Raw genomic sequence first — 25,146 nt, 5'->3', positions numbered from 1 at the left:
CCATAGCAAACTAGTGCCTTTTATCGATTAAAGTGATAATAATCCGACCATTTGGTACAAAAAATGCGCAACCTAAGCTGCGCATTGTTTACTGAGAATCATTCGCTAACAAATGACTATAAATTATCTGTAGTTCATTTTTGCTGTGAGGCGATTAAAAAAGCCCGGGAAAAAACGCTTGATAGTCGGTGCTAAACCACTTATTCCTTCACCAATAACAACTTCATCTTTCTCGGCTTCAATGGCTTTAATCATTTTTACAGCCGCTTTTGCCACATCCATACCGTTTTCGATTGATTCCTCTGGCTTATTTTGCGGTTTACCTTGGCCATCTAACGAATTATGCGCAATGGCTGTTTTAATTGAACCCGGGCAAATAGTCAGGCAATTCACATTCTTATCGGCCAATTCTGCTCTTAAGCAATCCATAAAGCCGACAACCGCATACTTAGAACCCGAATACCCAGTTCTGAACTTTGAACCGACTTTACCCGCTACACTGCTAATTGATACCACCATGCCCATACCTTGCTTCACCATCTGTGGTACGACCGCCTTAGTTAAAGCAATTAAACCAAAGTAATTTACTTCCATCAGTTGGCGATAAACCGTAAATTCGTTTTCTAAAAATAGACTACGCTGCGACACCCCACCGTTATTAATAAGCACATCAATGCGGCCAATTCGCTCAATCACTGCTGGCATATCTTCAAGCAAGGCTTCGGGCTTTGCCAAATCAAGAGCGACCACATGATGATTACCGCCGAGTCTTGTATTAAGAGCGTTGAGTTTTTCCTCATTGCGGGCAGACAGTACCAGCGTAGCCCCTTTTGCCGCCAATTGCTCACAAAGTGCCTCACCAATTCCAGAAGATGCCCCAGTAACCCAAACTGTTTTACCATTTAATTGCATGTGTGTTCCTTATTATTGTTGTTATGCTTTGTTAGGCCCAGCATGTTGTTCGATATGATCAGCAATATCTTTATAAAAGCCAAGCATAATCAAGAACTCTGCTAATACAAATAACGGCCCTATGACCAAACCAATTAAATCATCAACAAAGGCTGGCTTTTTACCTTCAAAATAGTGACCAATAAACTGAAACACCCAACCAACAACGAAACTGCCAATGCTCACAGCTAGCCATAACTCTGTTGAAAGCGACACCACAGGCTCAGCAGCTATGCTTAACAAACTTAAGCATACAGCCATAATTAACCCCATAGATAAGCTAAGCATTAAGTAATAAAGACAGGTGAGTGCAATCACCACGTTTGCTAAAGAGATAACGGCAGGCTCTGAGATAAGCGTGATGCGTTGCAATAAACAAATAATTGCAAACACAATTAATGGAATGCCAATAAAGTGAGTGTAAATATTGCGTTTAGAACGGTGATAGAGGGCGTAATTTGTCAGTTGTTGTTTTAATGTTTTCATTGTTTTTCCTGCCAAAACTGTGTTCAAAATTCAGATTAGCAGAAAATTCACCAACAAGAATGTCAACTAGCCGACATTTAAAGTTGCTAGCTTAATCTCACACATTAAACCAGCGCATCAATAACTTTGCCTTTTTCAGCTTCTGGTCGCATATCCATGCGTTCGCGACCTTTTTGATACTCTTCATCGAGCATCGCTTGCAGCTCATTCATTTTTTCTTGCAGTGCTTTAGTATCGGCACCTTGTTGTTGCATTTGTTCAGCAAGCTTCTCTATTTTCGCTTTTATTTCATCAACTTTCTCTTTATCAACCCCGAGCCGCTGATAAACCAAAGCTTCTTGAGCTTGTGCTAAAAAAGAGCTGGGCTCAGACTGCTTTTGTAAAAGTTGTTGTGCTGAAGATGCTGGCGTATGCATGGCTTTCACACCCTCAGTGCGAGCCGTTTGCGACAGCTTAGCATCAGTCGAAGCGTGATAAGGGTTATATTGATTATGAAATGTAATTACCACAAGTTGTCTTCCATTTAAGCTTGATTACAACCTTGTAGCAATTTTAGTTCCAAGCTAGCATTGAGATTGCAATTTATCGATATCAATAATTTCAATCGATTGATATTTAAGATTAATAATTGAATCAGCTTGCAGAGATTGTAATATTTGATTAATGGTTTGCCGTGTTAAATAGGTCATATCGGCAAGTTGTTGCTGGGTAAGCGGCAAACAGCTTTGGTGTGACGATTGATAAAGCATGCATAAACGCTTACTCACCTTTTGCTTTGCTGTAAGGAGTGCGTGATCTTCTAATGAGTCAAACAGGTTTCGCACTTTATTGGTAAGCAGCAGACCAAAATCATGCCAATAAGCAGGATGCTTTTGTAATAACTGAGTTAATGCCCGCTCAGGTACGTGTAAAAGTCGTACCGCAGTTTGAGCATACACATCGTGGGTCCGCTTACCACCATCAAACAGAGCAACTTCACCAAACCACATAGCACTGGTTACAAAACTGAGCACGGCTTCTTTGCCTTGGCTATTAACCCCAGAAACTCTAAGCACGCCATTAATAACACAATACAGACCGGTATTTTCATCACCACGCAAAAACAATGCATCACCCGCATTTAAGGTGATTAATTTAGCATTTTTTACTAGCTTGTCCCTAAATAATTGTGTGCGATTTTTAAACCATTTGTCTTGGTTAATTACCGAAAGGTCTTGTTCATTCAAGTGTTTATCCTTTACATTGTTGTAGTGTGCATACAAATAATAAAAGGATACGGGATGTTAAACAAACTACTTTCGACCAGCCTACTTCTCAGTGCTATTTCTACCCCTGCATTTGCGAGTGACATTAATACTGAACTTAAATCTGCCAATAAAAGTGTCAGCGAAAAAGTTATTAAATGGCGCCGTCATTTACACCAATACCCAGAGCTTAGTAACCGTGAGTTTGAAACAGCCAAATACGTGGCTAAGCATTTACGTTCGTTAGGCCTTGAGGTTCAAACAGGTGTGGCTCATACCGGTGTGGTTGCCAAACTTAAAGGGGGCAAAAAAGGTCCGCTTATTGCGCTACGTGCAGATATGGATGCACTACCTGTTAAAGAGCAAGTAGACTTACCTTTCGCGTCAACTCAAACAACAGAGTACAAAGGCAATACCGTTGGCGTAATGCATGCCTGTGGTCATGATAACCATGTGGCTATTTTAATGGCAGCAGCTGAGTCTTTAGTAAAAATTAAAGACCAGCTAGCGGGTGATATTCTGTTTGTCTTCCAACCTGCTGAAGAAGGTGCTCCTGATGGCGAAGAAGGTGGTGCTGAGCTGATGCTTAAAGAAGGCTTATTTAAAGAAAAGCCAGAAGCCGTATTTGGTTTACACGTAACCAGCTCACTTAATACCGGACAAATTGGTTTTCGTGAAGGGCCGCTAATGGCCAGCGCCGACAAATTTACAATCACAGTAAAAGGTCGCCAAACTCACGGCTCACGCCCTTGGAATGGGGTTGACCCAATAGTGGCGTCATCACAAATTATTATGGCAACACAAACCATTGCCTCACGCCAAGTTGATGTAACTAAAGCACCTTCTGTGGTTTCATTTGGTGCCATTAATGGCGGTGTGCGTAACAACATCATCCCTGATCAAGTTGAAATGGTTGGCACAATTCGTACTTTTGACCAAGAAATGCGTGCTGACATTAAAAAACGTTTAGCTAAAACCGCTGAGATGGTAGCTGAATCAGGTGGCGCAGAAGCCCATGTTCACATTGATCATGGTTACCCAGTAACAGTGAACGATGTTGAATTAACCAAGAAAATGACACCAACTCTTGCTAGTGTGGTTGGCAAAGAAAACCTGATCACAACGCCACTTATCACAGGTGCCGAAGACTTTAGTTACTACGCCTTAGAAACACCAGGTATGTTCTTTTTCTTAGGTGTTACACCAAAAGGTCAAGATGCGGTTACAGCACCAAGTAACCATTCACCACATTTTTTTGCAGACGAAAAAGCTTTACAGCTTGGCGTAAATGCAATGACGCAATTAGTGGTTGATTACCTAAAATAATAAAATTTTTCTTACCGGCGGGTGACATCACTACCCGCCCTATTTTCTTAGCTGTTAAGCATCAATAAAGTTCATTTTGCTAGGGTTAGATTACTATAAACAGGTAAGGAAGCCCCATGACATCAGAATACTTTCATTTTTTAAGCATTATCGGTGTAGCGTTTTTTGCTATTTCTGGCACCTTGCTGGGCCATGAAAAAAGTGTCGGTGGTTTTGGTGTGGTGGTTGTTGCCACAGTCACAGCTCTGGGTGGTGGCACACTTCGAGACATATTGCTCAACAAACCAGTATTTTGGATAGCACAACCAGATTATTTGTACGCAACTTACATAGCCATATTCGCCTCTATTTTATCTATTCGTCACTTACCCGATTTAAGTAACTACAGCATGTTGTTAGTTGATGCCGTAGGGATGGCGATTTTCAACATTATTGGTATCGAAAAGGCACTGATTGAAGGGGCTGATATGGTTGTGGCTATCACTATGGGCATGACCACAGGTATTTTTGGTGGCCTGATGCGTGATGTGATCTGCCGAGAAGTGCCTTTAGTAATGGGCGAAGAACTTTATTCAACCGCTTGCTTATCTGGCGGGTTAACTTACGCGGCTTTATTCACCCTTGAGGTGAGTTATATTTGGTGCATTCTTGGCGCATTTGCTGTGACGGTATGTTTAAGATTAGGCGCCATACACTTTGGCTGGCAACCTAATCTGTTTCGTAAAAGCAGCTTTAAGCGCCCTTAGCAAGTCATATAAATACAGCCATCGAGTGGCATGTCCGCTGGATACTGGGTTTGTATAAAACCCAGTTTTTCATAGGCTGTTTTAGCAAGGGTATTGTGGCTATACACAAACAACGACAAGCTAGCGCAGTTCAATTGCTGTTTGCCCTGCTCTCCTAGTAAATTTATCAACACTTTTGCAAGACCTTTACCACGTTCACTTGGCGCGATAACTAGCCGCCCTAAATGGCAACGACCTTCACGTAAATAGTATTGACCAAACCCTAACATCTGGCCTTCGTCATTAATCAACGCGAAGGAGCTCAGCGCATCTAGGTTTAAATCATTCTTAAAGCTTTGCGTATCAAATGGGTAATTAAAAAATGGCCCAGACCAAATACGCAGTTCAGCCTCGGAGTTAAACCAACCCATTAACTCGTTGAGTTGGTCACTCGTTACTTTAACTAGCCTCATGTTTTAACCTATCGTATAAACCCGATGCACGAGTAACAGATTTATTCATCGCCATGAGCAATACATTTTTATCGGCCACCAGCTCAAATGTGGTTTTCGCGCGGGTGATCCCCGTGTAAACCAATTGTCTGTTAATGCCCTGATTAGCCTGTTTTATTGGCGGTAAAATCATCGCTGTGTAAGCAAATTCAGAGCCTTGCGACTTATGAATTGTCATGGCATACACTTTGTCGTGAGCAGGTAAACGTGCGGGCGAAAAGGCACGAATATTTTCTTGTTCATCAACAAACATGGCTTTTAACTGACCTTGCTCATCGTGCATTAAAATACCTATGTCGCCATTAAACAGTTTTAGCTGGTAGTCGTTTTGGCTGATCATAATTGGCATACCCACGTAATGCCTTTGATATGGCGAGATTAAACCTTGTTGAGCCAGTGCTTTTTCAATACGCTGATTAAGGCTATTTACACCATAATCTCCCTCTCTGACTGCAGCTAACAACTGATAATGCGCAAATGCTTTATGCACACTGGCAACACTTGCCCCTTGCTGGATAAGCTGCAAATAATCGTGATATTGCAACGCCGCTTGTTGCACAAATTGCTCAATCGGTTTACTAATTACGCTGTAATTAAGTTTAAGGTCTTTAAAGCCACCTTGATTAATCGTTTGCTCAACGTAGCCTAGTAAGCCACTGTTATTGGTATTTACAGCTTGTGCTAATTGACCAATGCCGCTGCTGCCATCAAAACGATAACTTTGCTGTAAAAACGCAATACAATCGTTAAGTACAAAATGACTGCTCGCCGCGGGTATTTCGCTCTGATTATTAAAACAAACGCGATTAAGCTGCGCTGCTCTTTCACTGCTGTAATCAGGCATTTTGCCAAGCTCTAACCCTTGGCATAGGTCGCTGAGAATACTGCCCGTATCAACCGAGGCTAATTGGTCTTTATCACCCAGTAAAATAAGTCTTGCATGGCTCGGTAATGCCTCGATTAGTTTTGCCATAAGCGATAAATCTACCATCGATGCCTCATCAATGATCAGTACATCTAAATGCAGCGGATTACGCTTGTTATGGCGAAACTTATTGGTATGCGGAATAACGCCCAGTAAACGGTGAATCGTTTGCGCGCTGTCAGGAATAAGTGGGGCGATATTATCAGGGATCATACTAAGCTTTTGCTTTGCCCCTAAAATCGACTCGGTTAAACGCGCTGCCGCTTTACCTGTCGGTGCAACCAGCTTAATTGTTAGCGGCGCACTAGCATACAAAGATTGTAATATGGCCAATAGCTTAGTTACAGTGGTGGTTTTACCTGTACCCGGGCCGCCAGTGATCACACTAAAGCCTTTTGTTGCAGCAATCGCACAGGCTACTTTTTGCCAGTTTAATGTTTTAATGGGATCGCTTGGGTTGGTTGTATGTTCACTGCTAGGAAAATACACCTCAAGTAATGACGTTAATGCGGCTTCATCAAGTGCGAGTTCTTTCGTTGCTAAATGATGTAAACGCGAGGCCAGTGTGGTTTCGTACTCTGCCAATCGGGCAAAATAAAGTTTATTCGCAAACAATAGCAGTGGTTTGTCGTCCCCTACACACTCAGCATTCATTAGTTTATTAACGGCTTCAGCAAGGCCAAATTCCATATCAAACGGGGTTAAAACATCAGGGGCTGCAATGCTGGCATCAGCTAGGCTTTGCTGTTTAATTTCAAACGGGTTTTGCCAGTTTATATTCACCAGCTCTAAACAACTGTGCTGACTTTGCTGCGCAGCCGCAAGCAATAAAATCAGGTAAAAAACCTCATTTTGCGCTGCATCGTTATTCTCTATCAGTGTTTGTGAACCGGCTACTGTTTCTGTGCCAGTCAATAGCTCTGCTAGTTTCACATCAACTAAGCGAATACGTTTTGCCTCAAGCAAATAACTCAGTAAAGGCTGCGTTTTAACCTCTGTAGCAGGCAACACTGAATCGCTTTGGGCATGTTGTGCTGGTTGTTCTGGTTGCTTATTCATTGGCTCGTTTGGCTCATGGTCATCAAAGCCGAATGTCATTTGACTCATAGCATGGCTCCTTGTGCGAATAAGCTATCAAGCTCAGTTATTTGCTGTTTTGTTAGCTGATTGAAATACACCCCTTGCCCTTCACTCATACCACGTAAGAAGGTGTAGTAAACACCGCCTAAATGCGTATCGCTATCGTAATCTTGAATACGTTGTTTTAATAAGCGGTGCAATGCCACGGTATATATCAAATACTGTAAATGATACTGATGACTGGTCATGGCTTGCTCTAGTTGCTCATGTTGGTAGTCAGCCGCACTATTGCCTAAAAAGTTCGATTTATAATCAAGAATAAAATACTTACCCTGCCAGCAAAATATTAAATCGATAAAGCCTTTCAGTAAGCCTTGCACCTCACTAAAATCAAGCTGCCCGGGTAAATTGAAATGTTTAACTAAAACTTGGTTAAGCTTATCGCTTGAGAGCGATAACAGCGGTAAATTAAATTCCATTTCGACCAAACAGGTATCAGGCTCAAGTACTGATAAACTAAGCCCTTTATCGTTTAATGGGCAATTCAGTGCAGCAAGGATCCACTGCTCGGTCATTTCCTGCCAGCTATCGTCAATATGGTATTTTTCGAATAACGTTTTGATCACTTTATCAAGGGCGTGGTCGTCTTGCTCCATGGCTGGACGCTTTAACGCATAAGGGTCGGTAAAGTCTAATTGCTCAAATATTTCATGCAAACAACTACCTGGCTTTGCGCCTTTAGGGAAGCTGTAAGGTGTTAAAGCATTGGCATTTTGGGCTAAAAACTCATCTTTTTCGTGGTCTTCATCACTGCGGCCAAGCTCTATTTGATCAGTATGCTTTTTCAGCGTTAAGCTACTAAAGCTGGTTGAGCGCCAATCACGCTGAATGTCTGCTTTAACAGTATTAACTTGATAGGCTTGCTCACTGTCTGCACCAGCAAATGTTAACTTTTCAAGTTCACCTGCTTGGCTAAACGCCTCATAGTGCATGTGCGCAGAGCCTTCACAAAATTGTTGTAACAACGCGCGCCATTCATCGCCCGATTTAATCTCTAACCCTGCAAATAATACGTGGCCAATGCTGGTACTTTGAATACCTGGGCGAGCGCTACGACCTTGGGCAATGTTATACATCCCCACAGAACAAAAATGCACGGCACGTGTCAATGCCACATAAAGTAATCGTAAATCTTCAGCTAAGCGCTCTTGCTCTGCTTTTTGCATTGCGTCGTCACTTTTAGCAAGGTCATAAATAAGCTTACCGTCTTTATGGTAAAGGGCTTCTTTGCTTTCACGGTAGCCACAGGCAAACGGCATGAATACAATCGGGTACTCTAAGCCTTTTGAGGCGTGCATAGTGACAATTTTCACCAAATTTGCATCGCTTTCTAGGCGTACTTGCACCGCTTCGCCATCTTGTTGACTAACTTTTTGTGCAAACCAACGCAGCAATCGATGGGTGCCCTCAAGCTCAATTTGCTTTTGCTGTAAGATTTCACCTAAATGACGGAAATCGGTGAGCCAGCGTTCAACGTTGTAGCCTAAGCCTTGCCAACGTGCTGCGAGCTGATTATGGCTTAATAAACGCTCGAGCATCGCCATTGCGCCTTGTTTATGCCAAATGTGGGCAAGCTGAGCAAAAAAGTTTAGATGTTCTTGCCATGCACTTTCGTTTTCGTGAAGCTCATAAATACGGTTGTAGCTTAAACAAAACAATGGCCCTGCTAGTACACCACGCAGTAATGACTCATCATACTGTCCATGCAATGCCGTTAAAAAGTTCAGTAAATGATGACTAAGCTCTTGGTTAAACACACTATCACGGGACAAATACACGCTGGCAATGGCGGCTTCTGCCAGTGCTGTTTTCATAAGCTGTGCTTCGTTTCGGTCACGCACTAACACACAGATATCGGCGGCAGTAAGTGGTTTTCCTGCAATAGTTGCATGGCCTGCATTAGCTTGCTTTAGTAGCTCAGTAATTTTTTTCGTATACTGCAAAGCCAATGCTTGTTGAGCCACCCCTTTGCTGGTTGCCTTGTTGTTCGCTTCGGCGTACTCATCAACAAAAACCGAAAATTCAAACGCACTTGGCATTTCACCGTTTATTAAAAACGCTTTGTCTTGCTGTTTACCTTTGGCATTAACCTTTTGAAATGGGATCGCATCGTTGTAAATAAAGCTATTGTCATTTTTAGCAAATAAACGGTTTACACTATCAACAACCCCTTCACTTGAGCGATAGTTGGTATCTAGAGTGTATTGCTTATCATCTGAAACGGCTTGTTTTGCGCCAATATAAGTAAAAATATCTGCACCACGGAAACCATAAATAGCCTGTTTTGGGTCGCCTATCATGGCAAGGGTGGTGTTTTTAATGCCATAAATGCGGCTAAAAATACCATATTGGATTGGGTCGGTATCTTGGAATTCGTCAATCATGGCAACTGGAAACAAGGCGGCAATTTTTTCACTTAATGCTTGGCCTTGCTCACTTAAAAGTGCCTGATGCAAGTTACTTAATAAGTCATCAGGGGTGATCACGCCTTGTTCTTGCTTACGTTTAACTAATGCATTTGCCACCCATTTAGCAGCATATTGCACTATCGCAATATTCAACCCGTTATTGATAAGGCTACTAAGTTGCGCCATTTCATCAAACCGAGCCAGCATTTCATGACTAAGCAAGCTGCCGTTTTTCTTATAATTTGCAGGGTCGCTTAAATTTTCTGTGCTCCACACTTCAAACGAGTATTTACTGGTACCAAATACAAAAAATAGCTCATCATTGTTTATATACTCTTCAAGCGCAGCAAGGCTGTTTTTTCGACCTGGAGTTTTTGAGCCACTTAAATCAGATGCTTTTACGGCATTAATAAACTCAGTCTCACGGCACGCCGCTTTAAATGCCGGTACTTTTGCCACAAAGTTGTCGCGCGCTTGCCATATTTCGTCAAGGTCATACTCAGGGGTAATTGTTGCCCCTTGTTTATTGAGTAAACTCACCACCTGTGAATACAGTGATGCAGGCACTGGGAAAATATCGGTAATTGCTTGGGTGCGCTCTTTTGATTGTGGGTAAACAAAGGCACGCCAAAAGTCATTAAGGGTTTCTTGAATGAGCTCACGCTCATCTAAAATAAACTCTAAGTTAAACGCCACGCCGGATTCAAAGGCATGTTGTTTCAGCATTCGCTGACAAAAGCCATGAATAGTGAATATAGCGGCTTCATCCATCGACTTTGCCGCAGCGTCTAGCAAATCAAATGCGGCGTGTTTGTCAGTTACCTCGTTAATTATTTGCTCAATCAGCTCATCATCAGGCTTTTTACCAAGCAGAGCATCTCTGGCATTGATTATACGCGCCCTTACACGGTCTTTAATTTCTTGAGTTGCGGCCTCAGTAAAGGTCACCACCAGTATTTGCTCAACACTCAGCGGCGTATTTAATTGTTCATCTTCACCGGTCGCTTTTTGTAAGCCCAACAAATACCGTAAATACAAACCTGTGATGGTGTAGGTTTTACCTGTACCGGCACTGGCTTCAATAAGGCTTTGCCCACACAGCGCCATACTCATTGGATTAAGCGTTTGCATGATCTGCCTCCTGTGCTAATTCAACAATTGGCGATAACAGCAGCTCGCTCCATTTTATAAACTCTTCTTCACAGTCTTTAAGGCTCTTTATGGTTAAACGAATATACGGGTTTTCACCTTCACCTATGCCTATGTATTGCGGTGCGAACTTATTATTTGCTTTAACCATGTCTTTGTCTGTTTTTATGTACTCGTAACCACTGACCGGGAAAAACGCTACAGGGCGAGTTAAAAGCGTTTCATAAAGCGAAAACCAATCATTTAAATAGCTACGGGCATCGTCTTCTGACAAGGGTGAAAAACTAATTTGCTTGTCTAAACCAAGAATAAGGGTTTCAACAGGCTGGCCCATTATTTGAGCTGCTAAATGATGCACAAAGCCGCGAATAACATCTTTTGCTTTAATACTGGCGGTGCGATAAAACACCTGTTTTTGACCATAAATATGATTTAACCAACCTTCTAAAGTGGTGTTGGCAATTTTAATATTTACTTCAACGGGTAATGCTTCATCACCTTGAATATGCGCTTTTACTTGCCCTGCAAGCGCATCAACTCGGTGCTGCATACTTTCAAACACAAGATCGCCGACATGGGCTTGAGGTAATTCACCGCGCTGCATTATTTGCGCTTTGTTAAGCGGTAGCTCTTGAATGCTCGCTTCGAGAATTTCGTCAAGGTAAAAGTAGCGGCGTAATGCATCTAAACTAAATGGCTCTTCATCTTTAGCGATATCGTTAAATTGCGGTAAGCGTAAACCCAAACTTTGCTGATAAAAGCTCTCGTGCGGCTGGCAAATACTGCGAATAAACTGAGTTAACTCAACACTACTTTCTGGCTTAACACTAAGAGCTTGCTGTGGCTCAGGGTTAACAGCTTGAGTTGGCATCCACACAGGGTTATAGCTGTGTAATTGTGTGGCTAACGGTTTGTTTGCTTTTTGCTCGTCATCCGTTTTCTCTGTTAGATAATAAGCCGAGTTAAATGGCTGTAAGTGCTGATAATTAATCAGCGCCTCTGGTAGCTTTAAGTGAGTGTCTTGATCAGCAAACTCAAAACTACGGGCTATGTATTCCAGCAGCTCGCTCACTAAAGTTGAGGGCATTCTTGGTTGGTTATCAAAACAAGAACGGCCAATATAACTGATGTATAAATTCTCACGGGCACTTAAAATCGCTTCTAAAAACAGGTAACGGTCGTCGAGCTTACGAGAGCGGTCGCCTTTTTGGCGTTTTGAGAAAGGCACTAAGTCAAAACCAATTGGCTGAACTGTACGCGGATAATCCGCATCATTTAAACCTAGCATGCACACCACTTTAAATGGCACTGCACGCATTGGCATCAGCGTACAAAAGTTAACTTGCCCCACTAAAAAGCGCTGTCCTACGCCTTTTTCTTGAATACCTTGTTTTACAAGGTAACTAACAATGCGCTGCGAAACAGCTTGTTGGTAATCGCCATTGTCATAATGCTTAATCAGTGTATCGAGCACTTTTTGCAGCACTAATAAATCCCAGCTTTGTTCGCCTTCATCGCTGTACACATCGTTTAATAATTCTTTTAGAATTTCTGCTTTTTCGTTAAGTGGTGCATCAGCTTGCAGCTTGGCTTTATAACGGGCCAGTACATCAATAAATTCAATGAGTTTATTTAAGGTATTTAATGCCATGCCCTCAACTTCATCGGCACTGTAAATTCCCGAAAACGGCAATTGTTCATCACGTTGTGCAACGCCAAGTAACAAGCGGTTTAGGCCATGTTGCCAAGTGTTTAAATCTATTGCGGGTAAGCCAAAACTGTCTTTGTGGGCGGCATCTAAGCCCCATTTAACGCCAACGCGTTCAAGCCAAAAACCAATTTGCTCATATTCATGGGCTTCGAGGTTAAACTTCTCGGCAATTTGTGTGACTTGCAGTAAATCAAGAATGTCAGACACACCAAAGCGTGAGTAAGGTAAATCGGTTAAACTAGCAAACGAGCTAAGTACTGGTTTTTCTTGCTCTATCGCTAAATCGGCTAACGCATAAGGAATAAAACGTCGCCCTTCGGCACCACCAAACACCGCCTCAATATACGGGCTGTATGTGCCAACATCCGGCATCATTACAATAATATCTTTCGGTGTTAGCTCTTTATTTTCATTGAATAAATTGAGTAAGTAATCATGTAATCGTTCTACTTCACGAAGTGGCGTGTGACAATCACTCAGCACAATACTGGTGTCATTAGCCTGAATCGGCAATTTGCCTTCGTCATTAATAAACCATTCTTTATCAGGCGTTAATGACTCACCCTTGAAGGCTAATTGGTAAATTTCAGACTGTATTTGCGATAACAAGCTTTGATCAAACTCGTTATCGAATCCGTCAAGCCACTGCGCATCTAGTTGCAGTAACTGCTCAAAATAGTCTCGGCCTAATTTACCCCATGACGAGAGTAACGGGTTACCAATAAAAAAGTACTCGTGATCAGGGTTTTTAGCGCTGTCTTGAAGCGCTTGCAACTGCGGGCGTTTAGCATATTTAGCAGCAATCTTGGCTGCTGTTTTTTCATCGAGTGTGTCGCCCCAGTAATGTTCACTTGGGTTAAAGAAAAACAAAAACACCTGCGTTTTTTTCGCAATGGCCTGAAATACTTCAAGCTGGCTGCTCGCAATTGCAGAAATACCAAATAAACTAATACGCTCAGGTAATTGGCTTGCGTCCATTTTTTCAAGGGCTGCAAGGAGTTTGTCTTGCATGTTGGCACGGTGATATTGGCTTTGCCCAAGTTCTTTACTGTGCGCCACCAGCTTACGCCAGAGATCTGGCTGCCATGGCGCAATGCCCACATCAACATCATCAAGCTCATCGATGCCCTGCTCCCAAGTGGCAATCCAATTGGGGCGATACATTAAATATTGGTCATAAACGTCAGCAATTTTCTCGCACAAGGCAAAGGTTTTTTGCCCTTCGCTATCACCATCTAAATAGGTTTTCAGCGGTAAGTACAGCGGCTCATCAATGCAGTTTGGTAAAATAGCAAACAGCTTCCAAGCAAGGTTAGCTTTGTTATACGGTGATTCACTAGGTACATCAGGCAATAATTGTTGATAAAGCTGCCATATAAAACTCGAAGGCAGTGGAAAATCAACCTGAGCGGCAATCCCTAAGTGTTCACTTAAACCTATTTTTAGCCACTGCGACATGCCCGGTGACTGCACAAGCACAATTTCTTTTTTAAAGGGACTCGTTAATGGATTAACTTTAAGAAGAGCGTGAAACCGCGCTTGCAGTGCTTCCATGCGATTTGATTGAATTATATTCAGCACTTTACACTGTCCTTGCTTGAAACTAACTAATTGACACAGTGTAAGATATTTTAATTAGATGGGATAGAGAGAAATACCCGCAAACAAGGCTTATAACATGTTTACGGGCATGAACTGCGGGCATATGTTAAGGATATGCACAGCAGGCAATATTTACTGGTATGGGCTTATCGTAGATAACGCGAACTCGGTGTGCATTATCTCATCACCCTTGATACCTTTAAGCGCAATACGAATGGTAGGGTCTGCTTTTTGCCAATCGATTGTTAAATCGCCGTAGTTAACCTCATGAGTGTAATCACCCACACGGTGTTTATTAGGGCTAACATCTTTCCACTTTTCTGTAAGCCCAGAGCTGGTCATTTCGTAAAGTGGATAATCTAGGTTTTGTTGATACTTAGACAGCTCACCCCAGTGAGTATCACCACTGACAATAATCACACCATTTACTTTATGCTTTTTAATAAGCGCAAATAAACGCTCACGATCAGCCGGATAATTAGCCCATGACTCCCAGCCCGTAAAATCAGCTAATAGCTGCAAGCTTGAGGCAATGATTTTTATCTTTTCATCTGACTTAAGCTCTTGTTCGAGCCATTGCCATTGGCTTTCGCCAAGCATAGAGGCGTTTTTATCGGTTGTTGGACTATAAGGCCCTTGTTTTGCAGGTTTTCGCTCAAGTTGATAGGTCATCGCTGATACGTGATTCAACGGTGCACGATTAAAACGCAGATCAGGCATGATGACTTTTACTGTTTGCTCACCTTCACCGTACGTGTACGAAGTGTAAATACCATCTTCACGAGTTCTGCGAGCAGAATCCGCTGGCTCTTGCCAAAAGTCGAGCATGATTTTTCGTGATTGCTGTTTTTTTGGGTATTCGCTGCCAGCGTCATTTTCGCCATAATCATGGTCATCCCACATGGCTATTATAGGTGTATTTGCACGTAATGTTTTAAAGCCCGGCTTTTGCCCTAAACGTTGATATTTATCGGCAAGTACCGACATATCTTCGGTATCTCCATAAATGTTATCGCCAAGGAACATAAATAAATCGGCTTGCTCTTTGTTGATAGCATCAAAAATGGGAATAGCTTTGTCTTGATGACCACATGAGCCAAACAAAATTTTACTCGGTGCGGCAATCGCACTCGCACAACTAACCAGCATTAGTCCAGATAAGGCGCTTCTAAAAAAACTAAGCGTTAAACTCATTTTAAAATCTCCTTAATCGGCGCTGCCATCTTCGGGTTAACTTGCTGGCTGTTGATGCCTAAAACGCTCAACACAGTTGCAGCCACTTGCGCTTGTTTAAGCTCATTTTTGGTCTTTATTAAGCCCTTTGCTTTTATATCTGGGCCTATCGCCGCTAACCAAATATGCTCAGAGCCAACAATGCCGTTTGGAAAACGTTTCTTACCTTGCTCTGAACGAGCTAAAGCACGCTTAGAACTATGATGCTGCCAATCATCAGCATGACTGCCACGGCCATGATCGGTGGTAATGATCATTGTAGTGTTGTCTTTATAGCCCGGTGTTTGTTGAATTGTTTGCCAAAGGTCACGAATAAACGCATCACTTTGTTTAGCCGATTTTAAATAGGCATCGTATTTACCGTTATGAGCAAAGTCATCGGTTTCACCCAAGCTAATAACAAGTAAACGCGGCTGTTTATTTAATAGATATTGTTTGGCAAATCGGTAGGTAAAGCTGTCGAGGCGAACATTGTGCCAAGGACTTGGGATCTCGCTTTGCATTTGGTTTAGCAGAGTCACTTCCTCTGACTTCACAGCATCAAAAGCTTCAAAGCCAGCATTAACAAACACTCCACTGCGCTCACGATTTACAATATAGGGAAACACATCCCAGCTACCAAAAAGCGCGGTTTTACCTTTAAACTCTGGCTGAGAATTTAAACTCTCTAAAATGGTTTTATTCGGGTTAGGCACTTTATCGTTACTATCGATATTTTCATCTACCATGCCGGTTAAAATTTCACTGTATCCTGGGTATGAGAAATACCACGGGTTGCTTACCGACATCAATGAGCCTTGAGTTCTATCGCCAATCAAAACGCCTTGCTTTGCCAATGTCTCGCTAAAAAATGGCATTAACGCTTGAGTACGCTGTGCTTGGTCATCTCGCCAAAAAAGCGCCTTTAGCTCATCTGTATCTGCAACAAAATCAGTGTTATAGATTAGGTTTTTATCTGCACCAGAGAACACTTCTTGCCAGCGAAGGCCGTCAAGGGTCACGAGCACTACATTGTCGGCAGCTTTACTGTTTAAGCTTAATAGTGATGCTGCTACCACCGCCGTGGCTAAAATTAATTTTTTCATATTTCACCTGCAAAAAAGCCCATCAACGATGGGCTATTTAAACGTTAGCTTATTACTTAAAACTGCGCTGTAAGTGTTAAAGCTGCGGTACGTGGTGCACCAATAAAGTAGGTAGAGCCATTACCTGTGCCACCTGCGAGATATGATTTATCAAACAGGTTATTCACCACAAATGCAAGGTCGATTGATTTAAACACGCCTGAATCAAGACTGGTGTTATAACCAATGTTTAAATCAACCAAGGTGTAACCATCAACCTCATTACGCGAACGGGTTTGCTCATCAGTCCATGCCCCTAAACGCTCACCTGTGTATTTAGCCGATAAACCAAAGCGGAAATCACCGCTGTAGTAGTCTGCCGATACCACAAATAAATCTTGTGCTGAGTCAATCACTTCATCACCCGCTTTAAAACTGGCTGATGCATCTTCAAGTAACTCACCCTCGCTGTTGTAAGCACTTGGATCGTTCGATTGATACTCAGAGTTATTGTAGGTATACGATGTGTAAAGATTCCATTTGTCAGTCAGCATATAGCTTGCTGAAAGCTCCACACCCGTTGACTCAATACCACCAACGTTGATGTAAGAACCGTTCGTGCCAATGGTGTAATCAATACCATCGGTATCACTACCTGGAGCAATAAAGGTAATGCGGTTATCAAACTCAATGCTGTAAGCTGTTGCCGTTAGGCTTAAGCGGTCATCGCTGTAACGCACACCTAGGTCGATGTTTTCCGCTGTTTCTGGTTCAATTTCGGTCAGTGTTGATGAATCACGTTCAAGTACACCATCTTTAATTGCCGCAAAATTTTCGCTGTAGCTGGTGAATAGTTCTGTGCTTGCAGATAGCTGATAAAGCACACCACCGCTGAATAGTACGTCTGAATCACTGTCGATTTTATCTGAGTATTCATCTTCAAAATGGTTATAACGCTGCAGCTCAACAAGGTACTGTTTAGCACCTAAATTAAGTGTGAATTCGCCTAAACTAATTGAGTCTTGTACGTACCACTTGAATGTATCTGTTTCGAAGGTGTTTTTGTACTGTGTCCAATACGGCGTATGGTCAAAGTGATGATAAATACGGGCATCAATAACTTTATGCCAGTCACGTGACTCATCACGGTCTGTTTGTTCAAACCAAAAACCGGCTTCTATGTCATGGTTGCCAAGGGTTACTTGATACTCACCAGTCATACCTAAGCGGTCTTTTTTATAGTGAGTATGACGATACGACATAACTGGAATAGCATCATCTGGGTAACAGGCTGGGTTTAAGCCAGGGCCTGAAGACCATGGCCACTCTAAACTTGCCGTACAACCTGCAGCAGGTGCAAGTGGGTTACCGTCGCTATCTGTAAAGCCGTAGCTGCCAGCGTTTTCGCCGCCAATTGTTGTTGGGTTACCATCGCCATCAACCGGTGACGTTAAATAAGGCGGGATCCAATCGCCACGACCCGAGTTTTTATGATAGTAAGGCGACAAGCTTAAGTTTGAAGTGGCACCTAATGCGTAATCAAACTTTACATACGCAAGAGTATTTTCACGCAGTGTACCCCAGCCCTCAGCAAACATTTGATCAAAATGCGGCACGCCAGTCCAATTCCAAGTTAAACGATCCCAATCAGGGTTTTGTTCAAACTCGCTAATACTGATGCTGTTATAGTTAATTTCGTGAACATCATCATACGAAACACGACCTGTTACAGTTAAGTCACTAAAGTCTGATACAAACTTCGCTTCGATGTGTTGGTTGTCTTTACCACCATTGCTACCATCACCAACCCAGCGACTAGTGTCTGTTTGTGAATAACTAATATAGGCTTGCGTATTATCAAACACAGTGCCTGTTTCGTGCTTCACAAAGTAGCGGCTAGCGTTATGATCGCCCGTTGTATAAGCAAACGTAGTGCTTTGCTCGGTACTTGGTTGTGCACTCACAAAATTGAAAGTACCGCCTAATGCTTCGAGTGATGCAGAGGCAATATCAGACGTACCTTGCCCTACTTCAACCGTTGCTAAGTTTTCGCTGTCTAAGTAACGGTTTGCTTTTGCACCGCCACCATAGTTAGAACCACCATTAGGAATACCATCAATCGTCATACCTAATTGCTGTTGATTACCATCAATACTAAAGCCACGCATAGTAATGGTGGTTGACCAATCGTCACCACCAAACGCATCACCTTCGTTGATGCTAATACCCGGTAGGTTATCAATTACGGCTAACACGCTTGATACTGAACTTTGTTGCTCAAGCATGGCAGGTTCAATAACGTTATTTGCATAACTGGTTGGCTTTGCAACAACGGTAATTTCTTCAATTTCGTTATTCGTGTTTGCATTTGCCGATGTTGCTAAAAGCGTTGCGACTACAAGGCTTAGCTTTGTTTTTTTAGTTACTGTGCTCATTGTTTTTCCAAGGTTACGTATTTAAAAGCGGGCACAGTATGCAGAGCGCGTATGACATTTAGGGTCAAAATTTTTGACACAACAATTAAACAATTAATGCATTTTCATGGCAGATTTAAGACTTAACTGTTTAATAAATAAGAAAGTATTAGAAAAAACGCCCAGTTAAATTAACTAGGCGCTTGTTGGTTGAACAATATTATTAGGTTTACTTAAATCAATTCAGCCAGCATTTCGTCGCTGTATGGTGTTAACGCTTCACCATTTTTAACTTTACTTATGTAATCTGGGTTCGCAATGAATGGGCGACCAATCGCAATTAAGTCAAATTGGTTATTATCGATAGCTTGATTAGCTGTCTCAAAGCTATAGCTGCCTACCCCGACTAAGGTACCTTTGTATGCACCGCGCATATATTCAGACGCCGACTTATCACCTAAGCTTGCAAAGCGCATGCTGTCATCAAAAATACCAACATGTAAGTACGCAAGGTTACGCGTTTCAAGCGCTGTTAATAGATAATCAAATACCGCTTTATCACCGTCACTTTCAGTCATATTAAAATACGCGCCTGGCGATAAACGTAATGCAGTTTTATTTGCACCAATTGCTGCCACTACTGCATCAACGACTTCAAGAGCAAAACGCGACATGTTTTCTGGTGTTTGACCGTATTGATCTTCACGTTGGTTGGCAGCAAAGTGTAAAAATTGATCAATTAAGTAACCATTCGCACCATGAATTTCTACCCCGTCAAAACCCGCTTCAATTGCGTTTTCCGCCGCTTTTGCGTAGTCAGCAATTAAACCTTGAATGTCTTCAATGGTTGCCGCTTTTGGAGTAACGTAAGTTAATTCACGCATTCTTGGTACCGAACCTTCAATACCAATTGCTGATGGTGCCAGTACATCACCACCAAAAAAGTGAGGATGAGCAACACGACCAACATGCCAAAGCTGAGCAAACATTTTGCCGCCTTTAGCATGCACAGCATCGGTCACTTTCTTCCAACCTTGAATTTGTTCACTAGTAAATAAACCCGGCGTATTTGGATAACCTTGGGCATCTGGGCGGATAATCGTTGCTTCGCTAATAATTAAGCCCGCATCAGCACGGCGTGCATAATAATCAACCATTGCTTGTGTAGGTACTAGGTTATCGTCGCTCATACAGCGCGTAAGTGGTGCCATTAATACTCGGTTTTGCAGCTCAATGCTGTCGTTTAATTTAAACGGAGAAAGTAAATCGGTTGTCATGGTTTTATCCTTATCTTGAACATACATTCAAGATAAGGGCGAAACATACACACTTCAAGGTTTATTTTGAATAATCGTTCAAGATTACGTAAACTTCGTTTATACAAATTCGCTTAATTAAGTGGTCTATTTTGAGGCAAGAAAACTTCGTTGATAACAAGGCAAAAATTTCGTTATTTAGTTGTGCTCGGCAATTGCTCCTGCATTGCTCTACCTTCTGCATCCATGCAGTCGTAAATCAGAAATTTTTAACGCGGGTAGCGACAGGTTTAATCCCTCAAAATGACTAAGTATTATTGCGGATTGGTATTATATACCGTGAGGAGCTTTAATGAGAACTGCTGAATTTGATACTGAATTTGTACTTCGCCAAGCCATGCATGCCTTTATGCAATATGGCTATGCGAAGACCAGTATGCAAAAATTAAAAGAAGTAACTCACCTTCACCCGGGTTCTATTTACGCGGCTTATGGCAACAAAAAAGGCTTGTTTTTAGCCGCCACCGAGCAATATCAAAAAGATAGAAACCAACAATTTACTGCCCTTTTTAATGACCAACAATCAATTTTATCGACCCTCAAACATTACTTAACTGTAATTGTTGATGAGTGTATTGAAGGTGAAGTAGCTAAAGTGTGCTTACTTACAAAGAGTATTTCTGAGGTTGAAGGCAACGACCCTCAGATTTGCACTGTACTGCGTGGTAACTTAAACGCTTATGAGCATGCCCTCGCTGAGCAGCTTCAAAAAGCGCTAGATAACAACGAATTTTCAAGTAGCAAGTCAGCGCAACAGTTGGCGCGCTTTTTAGTCATGGGCATATACGGTATTCGTACCTATGCGCTGACAAATCAAGACCCTAAATCTCTGCAACAACTTGCTGACGATCTATTTGCCGCATTAGTAAATTAATTTAGCTATTAACTTTACTTGTCATATTAATTTATCACCTTATGATTAAGGTGTAGCTGTGTATAACTAAAAGAGTGAGCCTGTCATGAATAATGCAACTGCTAAACGTGTTGAAACTGAATTTGATGCTGTACTCGCCTTAGGCGCTAAGAAACGACTCGCTTATATGTTTGAAACGGTTCAAGAGTTTAAACAAGTGTGGATCCTCAATGATGAACATGGCTGCGTCATGCTCTCTAACGAAGACGACGACTGCGTGCCTGTATGGCCTAGCCGCGAATTTGCCCAAAGCTGGGCAACCGGTGAATGGCAAGACTGCACACCAAAAGCCATCCCTGTAAAAGACTGGTTAAGTCGCTGGACACCGGGCCTTGAGCAAGATGACTTACTCATTGCTGTATTCCCAACAGACCAAGACGACGGCACAATTTTATTCCCCGATGAGTTTGACTCACAACTGAGAATGCCAAAAAGACGATTTTAAATGTAAGGGAGCCAAGCGCTCCCTTTTTTATGCGATTTGTTGTAACCGCAGTGCCGAAATATCTTTTATCGGTGGCTTACCAAAAAAGCGTGTGTACTCGCGGCTAAACTGGGATGGACTCTCGTAACCCACTTTTAAAGCCGCAGAGCCCACATCAATTCGCTCATTCAGCATTAATTGCCTTGCCGCCTGCAACCGTAAGTTTTTTACGTATTGCAATGGGCTCATCTTTACCACATCACGAAAATGTAGCCTGAATGTCGACGGGCTCATGTGCGCATCACGGGCTAAATCATCAATTGAAAAATGACTCGTGTAGTTTTCTTTTAACCAACATAAGGTTTTGGCGATTTTTTGATGGGCAGAGCCAGACATCACAATTTGCCTTAAATAAGGGCTGTGCGGACTATTTAACAAGCGCAATATGATTTCTTTTTTAATAAGTGGCGCAAGGTTAGCTTTTAATTGAGGCTCTTTGTCGAGTTCTAAAAGCCTAAGTAAAGCGTCAAGCAAGCCATTGTCAGTATCAACCACCGACATAGCTTGGTGTTTAGGGAACTTGTCTTGCCCAGCAAAATCCATTTCAGCAACAATATGGCTGATTTCATGGGCATCTAAACGTAAATAAATGCCGTAAAATGGCTGCTCTTTACTAGCACGCGTTATTTGTGAAGCTACGGGCACATCGACTGAGGTCACCAATGATTGGCCGTCTGTATAATCATAACTATGTTCACCCAACACAACTCGCTTTGCACCTTGCAAGCTAATACCCAGCCCTAACTCATACACGCAGGCCATCGGTAATGAAACTTCGCTTCGTCTGAACACCAATAACTCAGGAATCGCCGTTTCAAAATTACCGTCTGCAATCGCTATCGCTTTAACCGCTTTTATTAATGCCTGACGCATTTAGATTACCTCTAAGAAATACTCAATTAAGTGTATCACCGTAATTTGAGGTTAGGACCATTTTAGGTAACAGTTCGTTATTTTAGGCAAAAATTAAATCATTTATGGCAAGCAGAAACTGTCATCATCAACCATAATGTATTTTCAATTTTTCGATTGCATGCTCTTTGCAATCAGCCAATGCTACAAAACCTCAATACATTCAATATCTAAAATCAAAAGAGAAATTATGAACCATAACAACACGGATTTATTTGTGTTTGTCGCGATCGCTGCTTTGGTCACCGTTCATGACAAGCCTTTGTTAAAACGAGCATGTCAGCACGCATTGAATGATGGCGTTTCAATGCAAGAGTTGTGTGATATTTTACCGCATATTAGTGTGTATTCTGGGGTGCCAAAAGCATTGCTAGCACTAGAGATTTTAAACTCACTTGATGATATTCAAGGTTCAAATACGTTGCTTATTAAACGGACAGAGCAGCAACTAAAAACCGCGCTCACATTTGGCCAACTACCTTTTGGCATAGAGCAGCAAAACAACAAGGTATTTGAGCTTGCCTCTTTAGGCGCTTTATTTGCGCTAGACGATGCCAGCAGCTTAGTTAGCGAGCAACTTAAACGCTGTGTATTACTAGGTTATAGCCGTGAACAACTTGAATTATTAGTAATAGAACTTGCTAGGAAAGTCAGTAGCCACATAGCAATGCGCGCTAAATGTAATCTTGAAAAGCACTTTGCGATGGTAGGGTAAATTTAAGAAATGGCGGTGACGGAGAGATTCGAACTCTCGATACGTTGCCGTATACACACTTTCCAGGCGTGCTCCTTCAGCCACTCGGACACGTCACCTAAGGCGCTTAGAGTAAAGCGCGGCGTTATAGTATGAAAACAACCCTACAGACGCAAGGGCTTTTTAAAATAGTGCAGTTAAGTGATTAGTAATCAAACAAAAAAGGCAAGGTGAACACCTTGCCTTTTGTATATAGACAATTTGTTCTTAACGTTGAAGCGTTGCTGAGAAATCTAACATACGGTTAAGCGACTTTAATGCGCCTTCGCGTAAGTCCATATCAACAAACACTTCTTTACCTTCTGGGTCTGTCAGTGCTTCTTCAATCGCTTTTAAGCCATTCATTGCCATCCACGGGCAATGTGCGCAGCTTTTACATGTTGCGCCTTCACCCGCTGTTGGGGCTTCAAAGAATTCTTTCTCTGGGCATAACTGCTGCATTTTGTAGAAAATGCCACGGTCAGTCGCAACAATGAACTTTTTGTTGTCCATTGTTTGCGCTGCTTTGATTAGTTGGCTTGTTGAACCAACCGCATCAGCTAAGGCTACAATCTCCGCAGGAGACTCTGGGTGAACCAATACAGCCGCATCTGGGTGTAAGGCTTTCATATCCTTAAGTGCTTTGGTTTTAAACTCGTCATGAACGATACAGGCGCCATTCCACATGATCATGTCTGCACCTGTGTTCTTTTGAATGTAAGAACCTAAGTGTTTATCTGGACCCCAAATGATTTTTTCACCTTGCTCATCAAGGTGCTCAACGATTTCTAGGGCACATGAAGAAGTAACAATCCAATCTGCACGCGCTTTAACAGCTGTTGATGTATTTGCATACACGACTACCTTGCGATCAGGGTGCTGATCACAAAACGCTGAGAATTCTTCAATTGGGCAACCTACGTCTAATGAACACGTTGCAGCAAGCGTTGGCATAACAACTGTTTTATTTGGCGTTAGGATTTTTGCTGTTTCGCCCATAAAGCGAACACCGGCTACCACAATTACATCTGCGTCGTGCTTAGCGCCAAAACGCGCCATTTCTAGCGAGTCAGCAACACAACCGCCTGTTTCTTCAGCTAGTGCTTGAATTTCAGGATCAGTGTAATAATGGGCAACAAGAACTGCGTTCTTGTCTTTTAATAATTGTTTGATACGTGCCTTATACTCAGCTTGCTCGTCTTTTGATAACGGAGCTGGCTTTGGAGGGAAGATATAATCTTCAGGCATAATTTGTTCAGCTAGACTCATTTCTCGACCACTTAGTCCACAGTGCATTCATGGCGCGAATTATACGAGAATCTTAAGCTAAAGAACAGTATTGCTGTGAGCTGTTAAGATAAATAAAGGATAACTTAGAAAGAAAAGATAAATCAGGAATGGTGGGTCATGATGGACTCGAACCATCGACCAATGGATTAAAAGTCCACTGCTCTACCAACTGAGCTAATGACCCGCTCTAGATATTGAATTGCGTAAATCCGCCGATGTGACCATTCAAAAAGAATGGTGGGTCATGATGGACTCGAACCATCGACCAATGGATTAAAAGTCCACTGCTCTACCAACTGAGCTAATGACCCGCTCTGTTACTTATAAAAAGCTGCGTAAATCCGCCGATGTGACCACTCAAAAAGAATGGTGGGTCATGATGGACTCGAACCATCGACCAATGGATTAAAAGTCCACTGCTCTACCAACTGAGCTAATGACCCGCTCTGGATGTTGAATTGCGTAAATCCGCCGATGTGACCATTCAAAAAGAATGGTGGGTCATGATGGACTCGAACCATCGACCAATGGATTAAAAGTCCACTGCTCTACCAACTGAGCTAATGACCCGCTCTGGTGCTTATAAAAGCTGCGTAAATCCGCCGATA

Annotated in this window: 19 protein-coding genes and 5 tRNA genes; 5 read left to right on the top strand and 19 right to left on the bottom strand. The window is 42.3% G+C overall.

Annotation, left to right across the window (positions count from 1 at the left end):
- Positions 1-123 precede the first annotated feature (123 nt).
- The 4 genes from AUR67_RS07870 to AUR67_RS07855 all read right to left on the bottom strand — a co-directional run bounded on the left by AUR67_RS07870 (position 124) and on the right by AUR67_RS07855 (position 2,663).
- Positions 124-912: an SDR family oxidoreductase gene (locus AUR67_RS07870; protein WP_058584846.1), complete on the bottom strand. Its 789-nt coding sequence runs from the start codon at positions 910-912 to the stop codon at positions 124-126.
- A 21-nt stretch (positions 913-933) separates the two neighbouring features.
- Positions 934-1,437, bottom strand: coding sequence for a DUF962 domain-containing protein (locus AUR67_RS07865; protein ID WP_058584845.1), 504 nt, complete (start codon positions 1,435-1,437; stop codon positions 934-936).
- A gap of 104 nt (positions 1,438-1,541) precedes the next feature.
- Positions 1,542-1,946: a hypothetical protein gene (locus tag AUR67_RS07860; RefSeq protein WP_058584844.1), complete on the bottom strand. Its 405-nt coding sequence runs from the start codon at positions 1,944-1,946 to the stop codon at positions 1,542-1,544.
- Between the two features lie 54 nt (positions 1,947-2,000).
- On the bottom strand, positions 2,001-2,663 hold the full coding sequence (locus AUR67_RS07855) for a Crp/Fnr family transcriptional regulator (protein WP_058584843.1): 663 nt from the start codon (positions 2,661-2,663) through the stop codon (positions 2,001-2,003).
- Positions 2,664-2,717: 54 nt separating this feature from the next.
- Here AUR67_RS07855 and AUR67_RS07850 point away from each other — a divergent pair, with 54 nt between their 5' ends.
- Together AUR67_RS07850 and AUR67_RS07845 are read left to right on the top strand one after the other, a co-directional pair.
- A complete protein-coding gene (locus AUR67_RS07850) occupies positions 2,718-4,007 on the top strand; it encodes an amidohydrolase (protein ID WP_058584842.1) in 1,290 nt (429 codons plus the stop codon).
- Between the two features lie 116 nt (positions 4,008-4,123).
- Complete coding sequence (locus AUR67_RS07845) at positions 4,124-4,753, top strand: trimeric intracellular cation channel family protein (protein ID WP_058584841.1); 630 nt, start codon at positions 4,124-4,126, stop codon at positions 4,751-4,753.
- Here AUR67_RS07845 and AUR67_RS07840 read toward each other — a convergent pair.
- The 8 genes from AUR67_RS07840 to AUR67_RS07805 form a co-directional block, all read right to left on the bottom strand.
- Positions 4,750-5,205: a GNAT family N-acetyltransferase gene (locus AUR67_RS07840; RefSeq protein ID WP_058584840.1), complete on the bottom strand. Its 456-nt coding sequence runs from the start codon at positions 5,203-5,205 to the stop codon at positions 4,750-4,752. The two genes, AUR67_RS07845 and AUR67_RS07840, sit on opposite strands and share 4 nt — an antisense overlap.
- Positions 5,192-7,267 (bottom strand): exodeoxyribonuclease V subunit alpha, encoded by a 2,076-nt coding sequence (gene recD, locus AUR67_RS07835; protein ID WP_152996510.1) that lies wholly within the window; start codon positions 7,265-7,267, stop codon positions 5,192-5,194. Before recD ends, AUR67_RS07840 begins: the two co-directional genes overlap by 14 nt.
- Positions 7,268-7,272: 5 nt before the next feature.
- Positions 7,273-10,848 carry an exodeoxyribonuclease V subunit beta gene (gene recB, locus AUR67_RS07830; RefSeq protein ID WP_058584839.1) on the bottom strand — a complete coding sequence of 1,192 codons (3,576 nt, stop codon included), beginning with the start codon at positions 10,846-10,848 and terminating at the stop codon, positions 7,273-7,275.
- Positions 10,835-14,158 (bottom strand): exodeoxyribonuclease V subunit gamma, encoded by a 3,324-nt coding sequence (gene recC / locus AUR67_RS07825; protein ID WP_058584838.1) that lies wholly within the window; start codon positions 14,156-14,158, stop codon positions 10,835-10,837. The genes recB and recC overlap by 14 nt, the downstream gene beginning before the upstream one ends.
- A gap of 153 nt (positions 14,159-14,311) precedes the next feature.
- Positions 14,312-15,328: an alkaline phosphatase D family protein gene (locus AUR67_RS07820; RefSeq protein ID WP_235591815.1), complete on the bottom strand. Its 1,017-nt coding sequence runs from the start codon at positions 15,326-15,328 to the stop codon at positions 14,312-14,314.
- A gap of 41 nt (positions 15,329-15,369) precedes the next feature.
- Complete coding sequence (locus AUR67_RS07815) at positions 15,370-16,497, bottom strand: sulfatase-like hydrolase/transferase (protein ID WP_058584836.1); 1,128 nt, start codon at positions 16,495-16,497, stop codon at positions 15,370-15,372.
- Between the two features lie 56 nt (positions 16,498-16,553).
- On the bottom strand, positions 16,554-18,911 hold the full coding sequence (locus AUR67_RS07810; protein WP_058584835.1) for a TonB-dependent receptor domain-containing protein: 2,358 nt from the start codon (positions 18,909-18,911) through the stop codon (positions 16,554-16,556).
- Between the two features lie 212 nt (positions 18,912-19,123).
- Positions 19,124-20,167, bottom strand: coding sequence for an alkene reductase (locus tag AUR67_RS07805; RefSeq protein ID WP_058584834.1), 1,044 nt, complete (start codon positions 20,165-20,167; stop codon positions 19,124-19,126).
- A gap of 331 nt (positions 20,168-20,498) precedes the next feature.
- On the opposite strand from AUR67_RS07805, the gene AUR67_RS07800 reads away from it, so the two are divergent.
- Together AUR67_RS07800 and AUR67_RS07795 are read left to right on the top strand one after the other, a co-directional pair.
- A complete protein-coding gene (locus AUR67_RS07800; protein WP_058584833.1) occupies positions 20,499-21,080 on the top strand; it encodes a TetR/AcrR family transcriptional regulator in 582 nt (193 codons plus the stop codon).
- 85 nt (positions 21,081-21,165) lie between these two features.
- A complete protein-coding gene (locus AUR67_RS07795; protein ID WP_054561299.1) occupies positions 21,166-21,564 on the top strand; it encodes a DUF2750 domain-containing protein in 399 nt (132 codons plus the stop codon).
- Between the two features lie 27 nt (positions 21,565-21,591).
- On the opposite strand, the gene AUR67_RS07790 is transcribed toward AUR67_RS07795, so the two are convergent.
- Positions 21,592-22,476, bottom strand: coding sequence for an AraC family transcriptional regulator (locus AUR67_RS07790; protein ID WP_058584832.1), 885 nt, complete (start codon positions 22,474-22,476; stop codon positions 21,592-21,594).
- Positions 22,477-22,705: 229 nt separating this feature from the next.
- Between AUR67_RS07790 and AUR67_RS07785 the strand changes: the two genes are divergently transcribed.
- The gene (locus AUR67_RS07785; protein WP_058584831.1) at positions 22,706-23,230 is read left to right on the top strand and encodes a carboxymuconolactone decarboxylase family protein; all 525 of its coding nucleotides are present in this window, start codon (positions 22,706-22,708) and stop codon (positions 23,228-23,230) included.
- A 10-nt stretch (positions 23,231-23,240) separates the two neighbouring features.
- On the opposite strand, the gene AUR67_RS07780 is transcribed toward AUR67_RS07785, so the two are convergent.
- The 6 genes from AUR67_RS07780 to AUR67_RS07755 all read right to left on the bottom strand — a co-directional run bounded on the left by AUR67_RS07780 (position 23,241) and on the right by AUR67_RS07755 (position 25,108).
- Positions 23,241-23,328: transfer RNA gene (locus AUR67_RS07780), tRNA-Ser, on the bottom strand.
- A 148-nt stretch (positions 23,329-23,476) separates the two neighbouring features.
- Positions 23,477-24,517 (bottom strand): quinolinate synthase NadA, encoded by a 1,041-nt coding sequence (gene nadA / locus AUR67_RS07775; RefSeq protein ID WP_054561293.1) that lies wholly within the window; start codon positions 24,515-24,517, stop codon positions 23,477-23,479.
- Positions 24,518-24,646: 129 nt separating this feature from the next.
- Positions 24,647-24,722 (bottom strand) — tRNA-Lys (locus tag AUR67_RS07770).
- Positions 24,723-24,773: 51 nt separating this feature from the next.
- Positions 24,774-24,849: transfer RNA gene (locus AUR67_RS07765), tRNA-Lys, on the bottom strand.
- Between the two features lie 56 nt (positions 24,850-24,905).
- A tRNA-Lys gene (locus tag AUR67_RS07760) sits at positions 24,906-24,981 on the bottom strand.
- 51 nt (positions 24,982-25,032) lie between these two features.
- A tRNA-Lys gene (locus AUR67_RS07755) sits at positions 25,033-25,108 on the bottom strand.
- Positions 25,109-25,146 lie beyond the last annotated feature (38 nt).

This window comes from Pseudoalteromonas sp. XI10 (genome assembly GCF_001469895.1).
Classification (GTDB): Bacteria; Pseudomonadota; Gammaproteobacteria; order Enterobacterales; family Alteromonadaceae; genus Pseudoalteromonas.
The sequence above is the reverse complement of the archived record's forward strand: the minus strand, read 5'-3'. Positions and strand labels throughout refer to the sequence as shown.

Excerpts from the sequence above, each read along its gene's own strand:
- AUR67_RS07800 (WP_058584833.1), top strand. The coding sequence starts at position 20,499 with ATGAGAACTGCTGAATTTGATACTGAATTTGTACTTCGCCAAGCCATG.
- AUR67_RS07795 (WP_054561299.1), top strand. The coding sequence starts at position 21,166 with ATGAATAATGCAACTGCTAAACGTGTTGAAACTGAATTTGATGCTGTA.
- AUR67_RS07820 (WP_235591815.1), bottom strand. The coding sequence starts at position 15,328 with ATGCTGGTTAGTTGTGCGAGTGCGATTGCCGCACCGAGTAAAATTTTG.
- AUR67_RS07810 (WP_058584835.1), bottom strand. The coding sequence starts at position 18,911 with ATGAGCACAGTAACTAAAAAAACAAAGCTAAGCCTTGTAGTCGCAACG.
- AUR67_RS07840 (WP_058584840.1), bottom strand. The coding sequence starts at position 5,205 with ATGAGGCTAGTTAAAGTAACGAGTGACCAACTCAACGAGTTAATGGGT.
- AUR67_RS07850 (WP_058584842.1), top strand. The coding sequence starts at position 2,718 with ATGTTAAACAAACTACTTTCGACCAGCCTACTTCTCAGTGCTATTTCT.
- AUR67_RS07870 (WP_058584846.1), bottom strand. The coding sequence starts at position 912 with ATGCAATTAAATGGTAAAACAGTTTGGGTTACTGGGGCATCTTCTGGA.
- AUR67_RS07805 (WP_058584834.1), bottom strand. The coding sequence starts at position 20,167 with ATGACAACCGATTTACTTTCTCCGTTTAAATTAAACGACAGCATTGAG.
- AUR67_RS07865 (WP_058584845.1), bottom strand. The coding sequence starts at position 1,437 with ATGAAAACATTAAAACAACAACTGACAAATTACGCCCTCTATCACCGT.
- recB (WP_058584839.1), bottom strand. The coding sequence starts at position 10,848 with ATGCAAACGCTTAATCCAATGAGTATGGCGCTGTGTGGGCAAAGCCTT.
- nadA (WP_054561293.1), bottom strand. The coding sequence starts at position 24,517 with ATGAGTCTAGCTGAACAAATTATGCCTGAAGATTATATCTTCCCTCCA.
- AUR67_RS07785 (WP_058584831.1), top strand. The coding sequence starts at position 22,706 with ATGAACCATAACAACACGGATTTATTTGTGTTTGTCGCGATCGCTGCT.
- AUR67_RS07815 (WP_058584836.1), bottom strand. The coding sequence starts at position 16,497 with ATGAAAAAATTAATTTTAGCCACGGCGGTGGTAGCAGCATCACTATTA.
- AUR67_RS07790 (WP_058584832.1), bottom strand. The coding sequence starts at position 22,476 with ATGCGTCAGGCATTAATAAAAGCGGTTAAAGCGATAGCGATTGCAGAC.
- AUR67_RS07845 (WP_058584841.1), top strand. The coding sequence starts at position 4,124 with ATGACATCAGAATACTTTCATTTTTTAAGCATTATCGGTGTAGCGTTT.
- recD (WP_152996510.1), bottom strand. The coding sequence starts at position 7,267 with ATGACATTCGGCTTTGATGACCATGAGCCAAACGAGCCAATGAATAAG.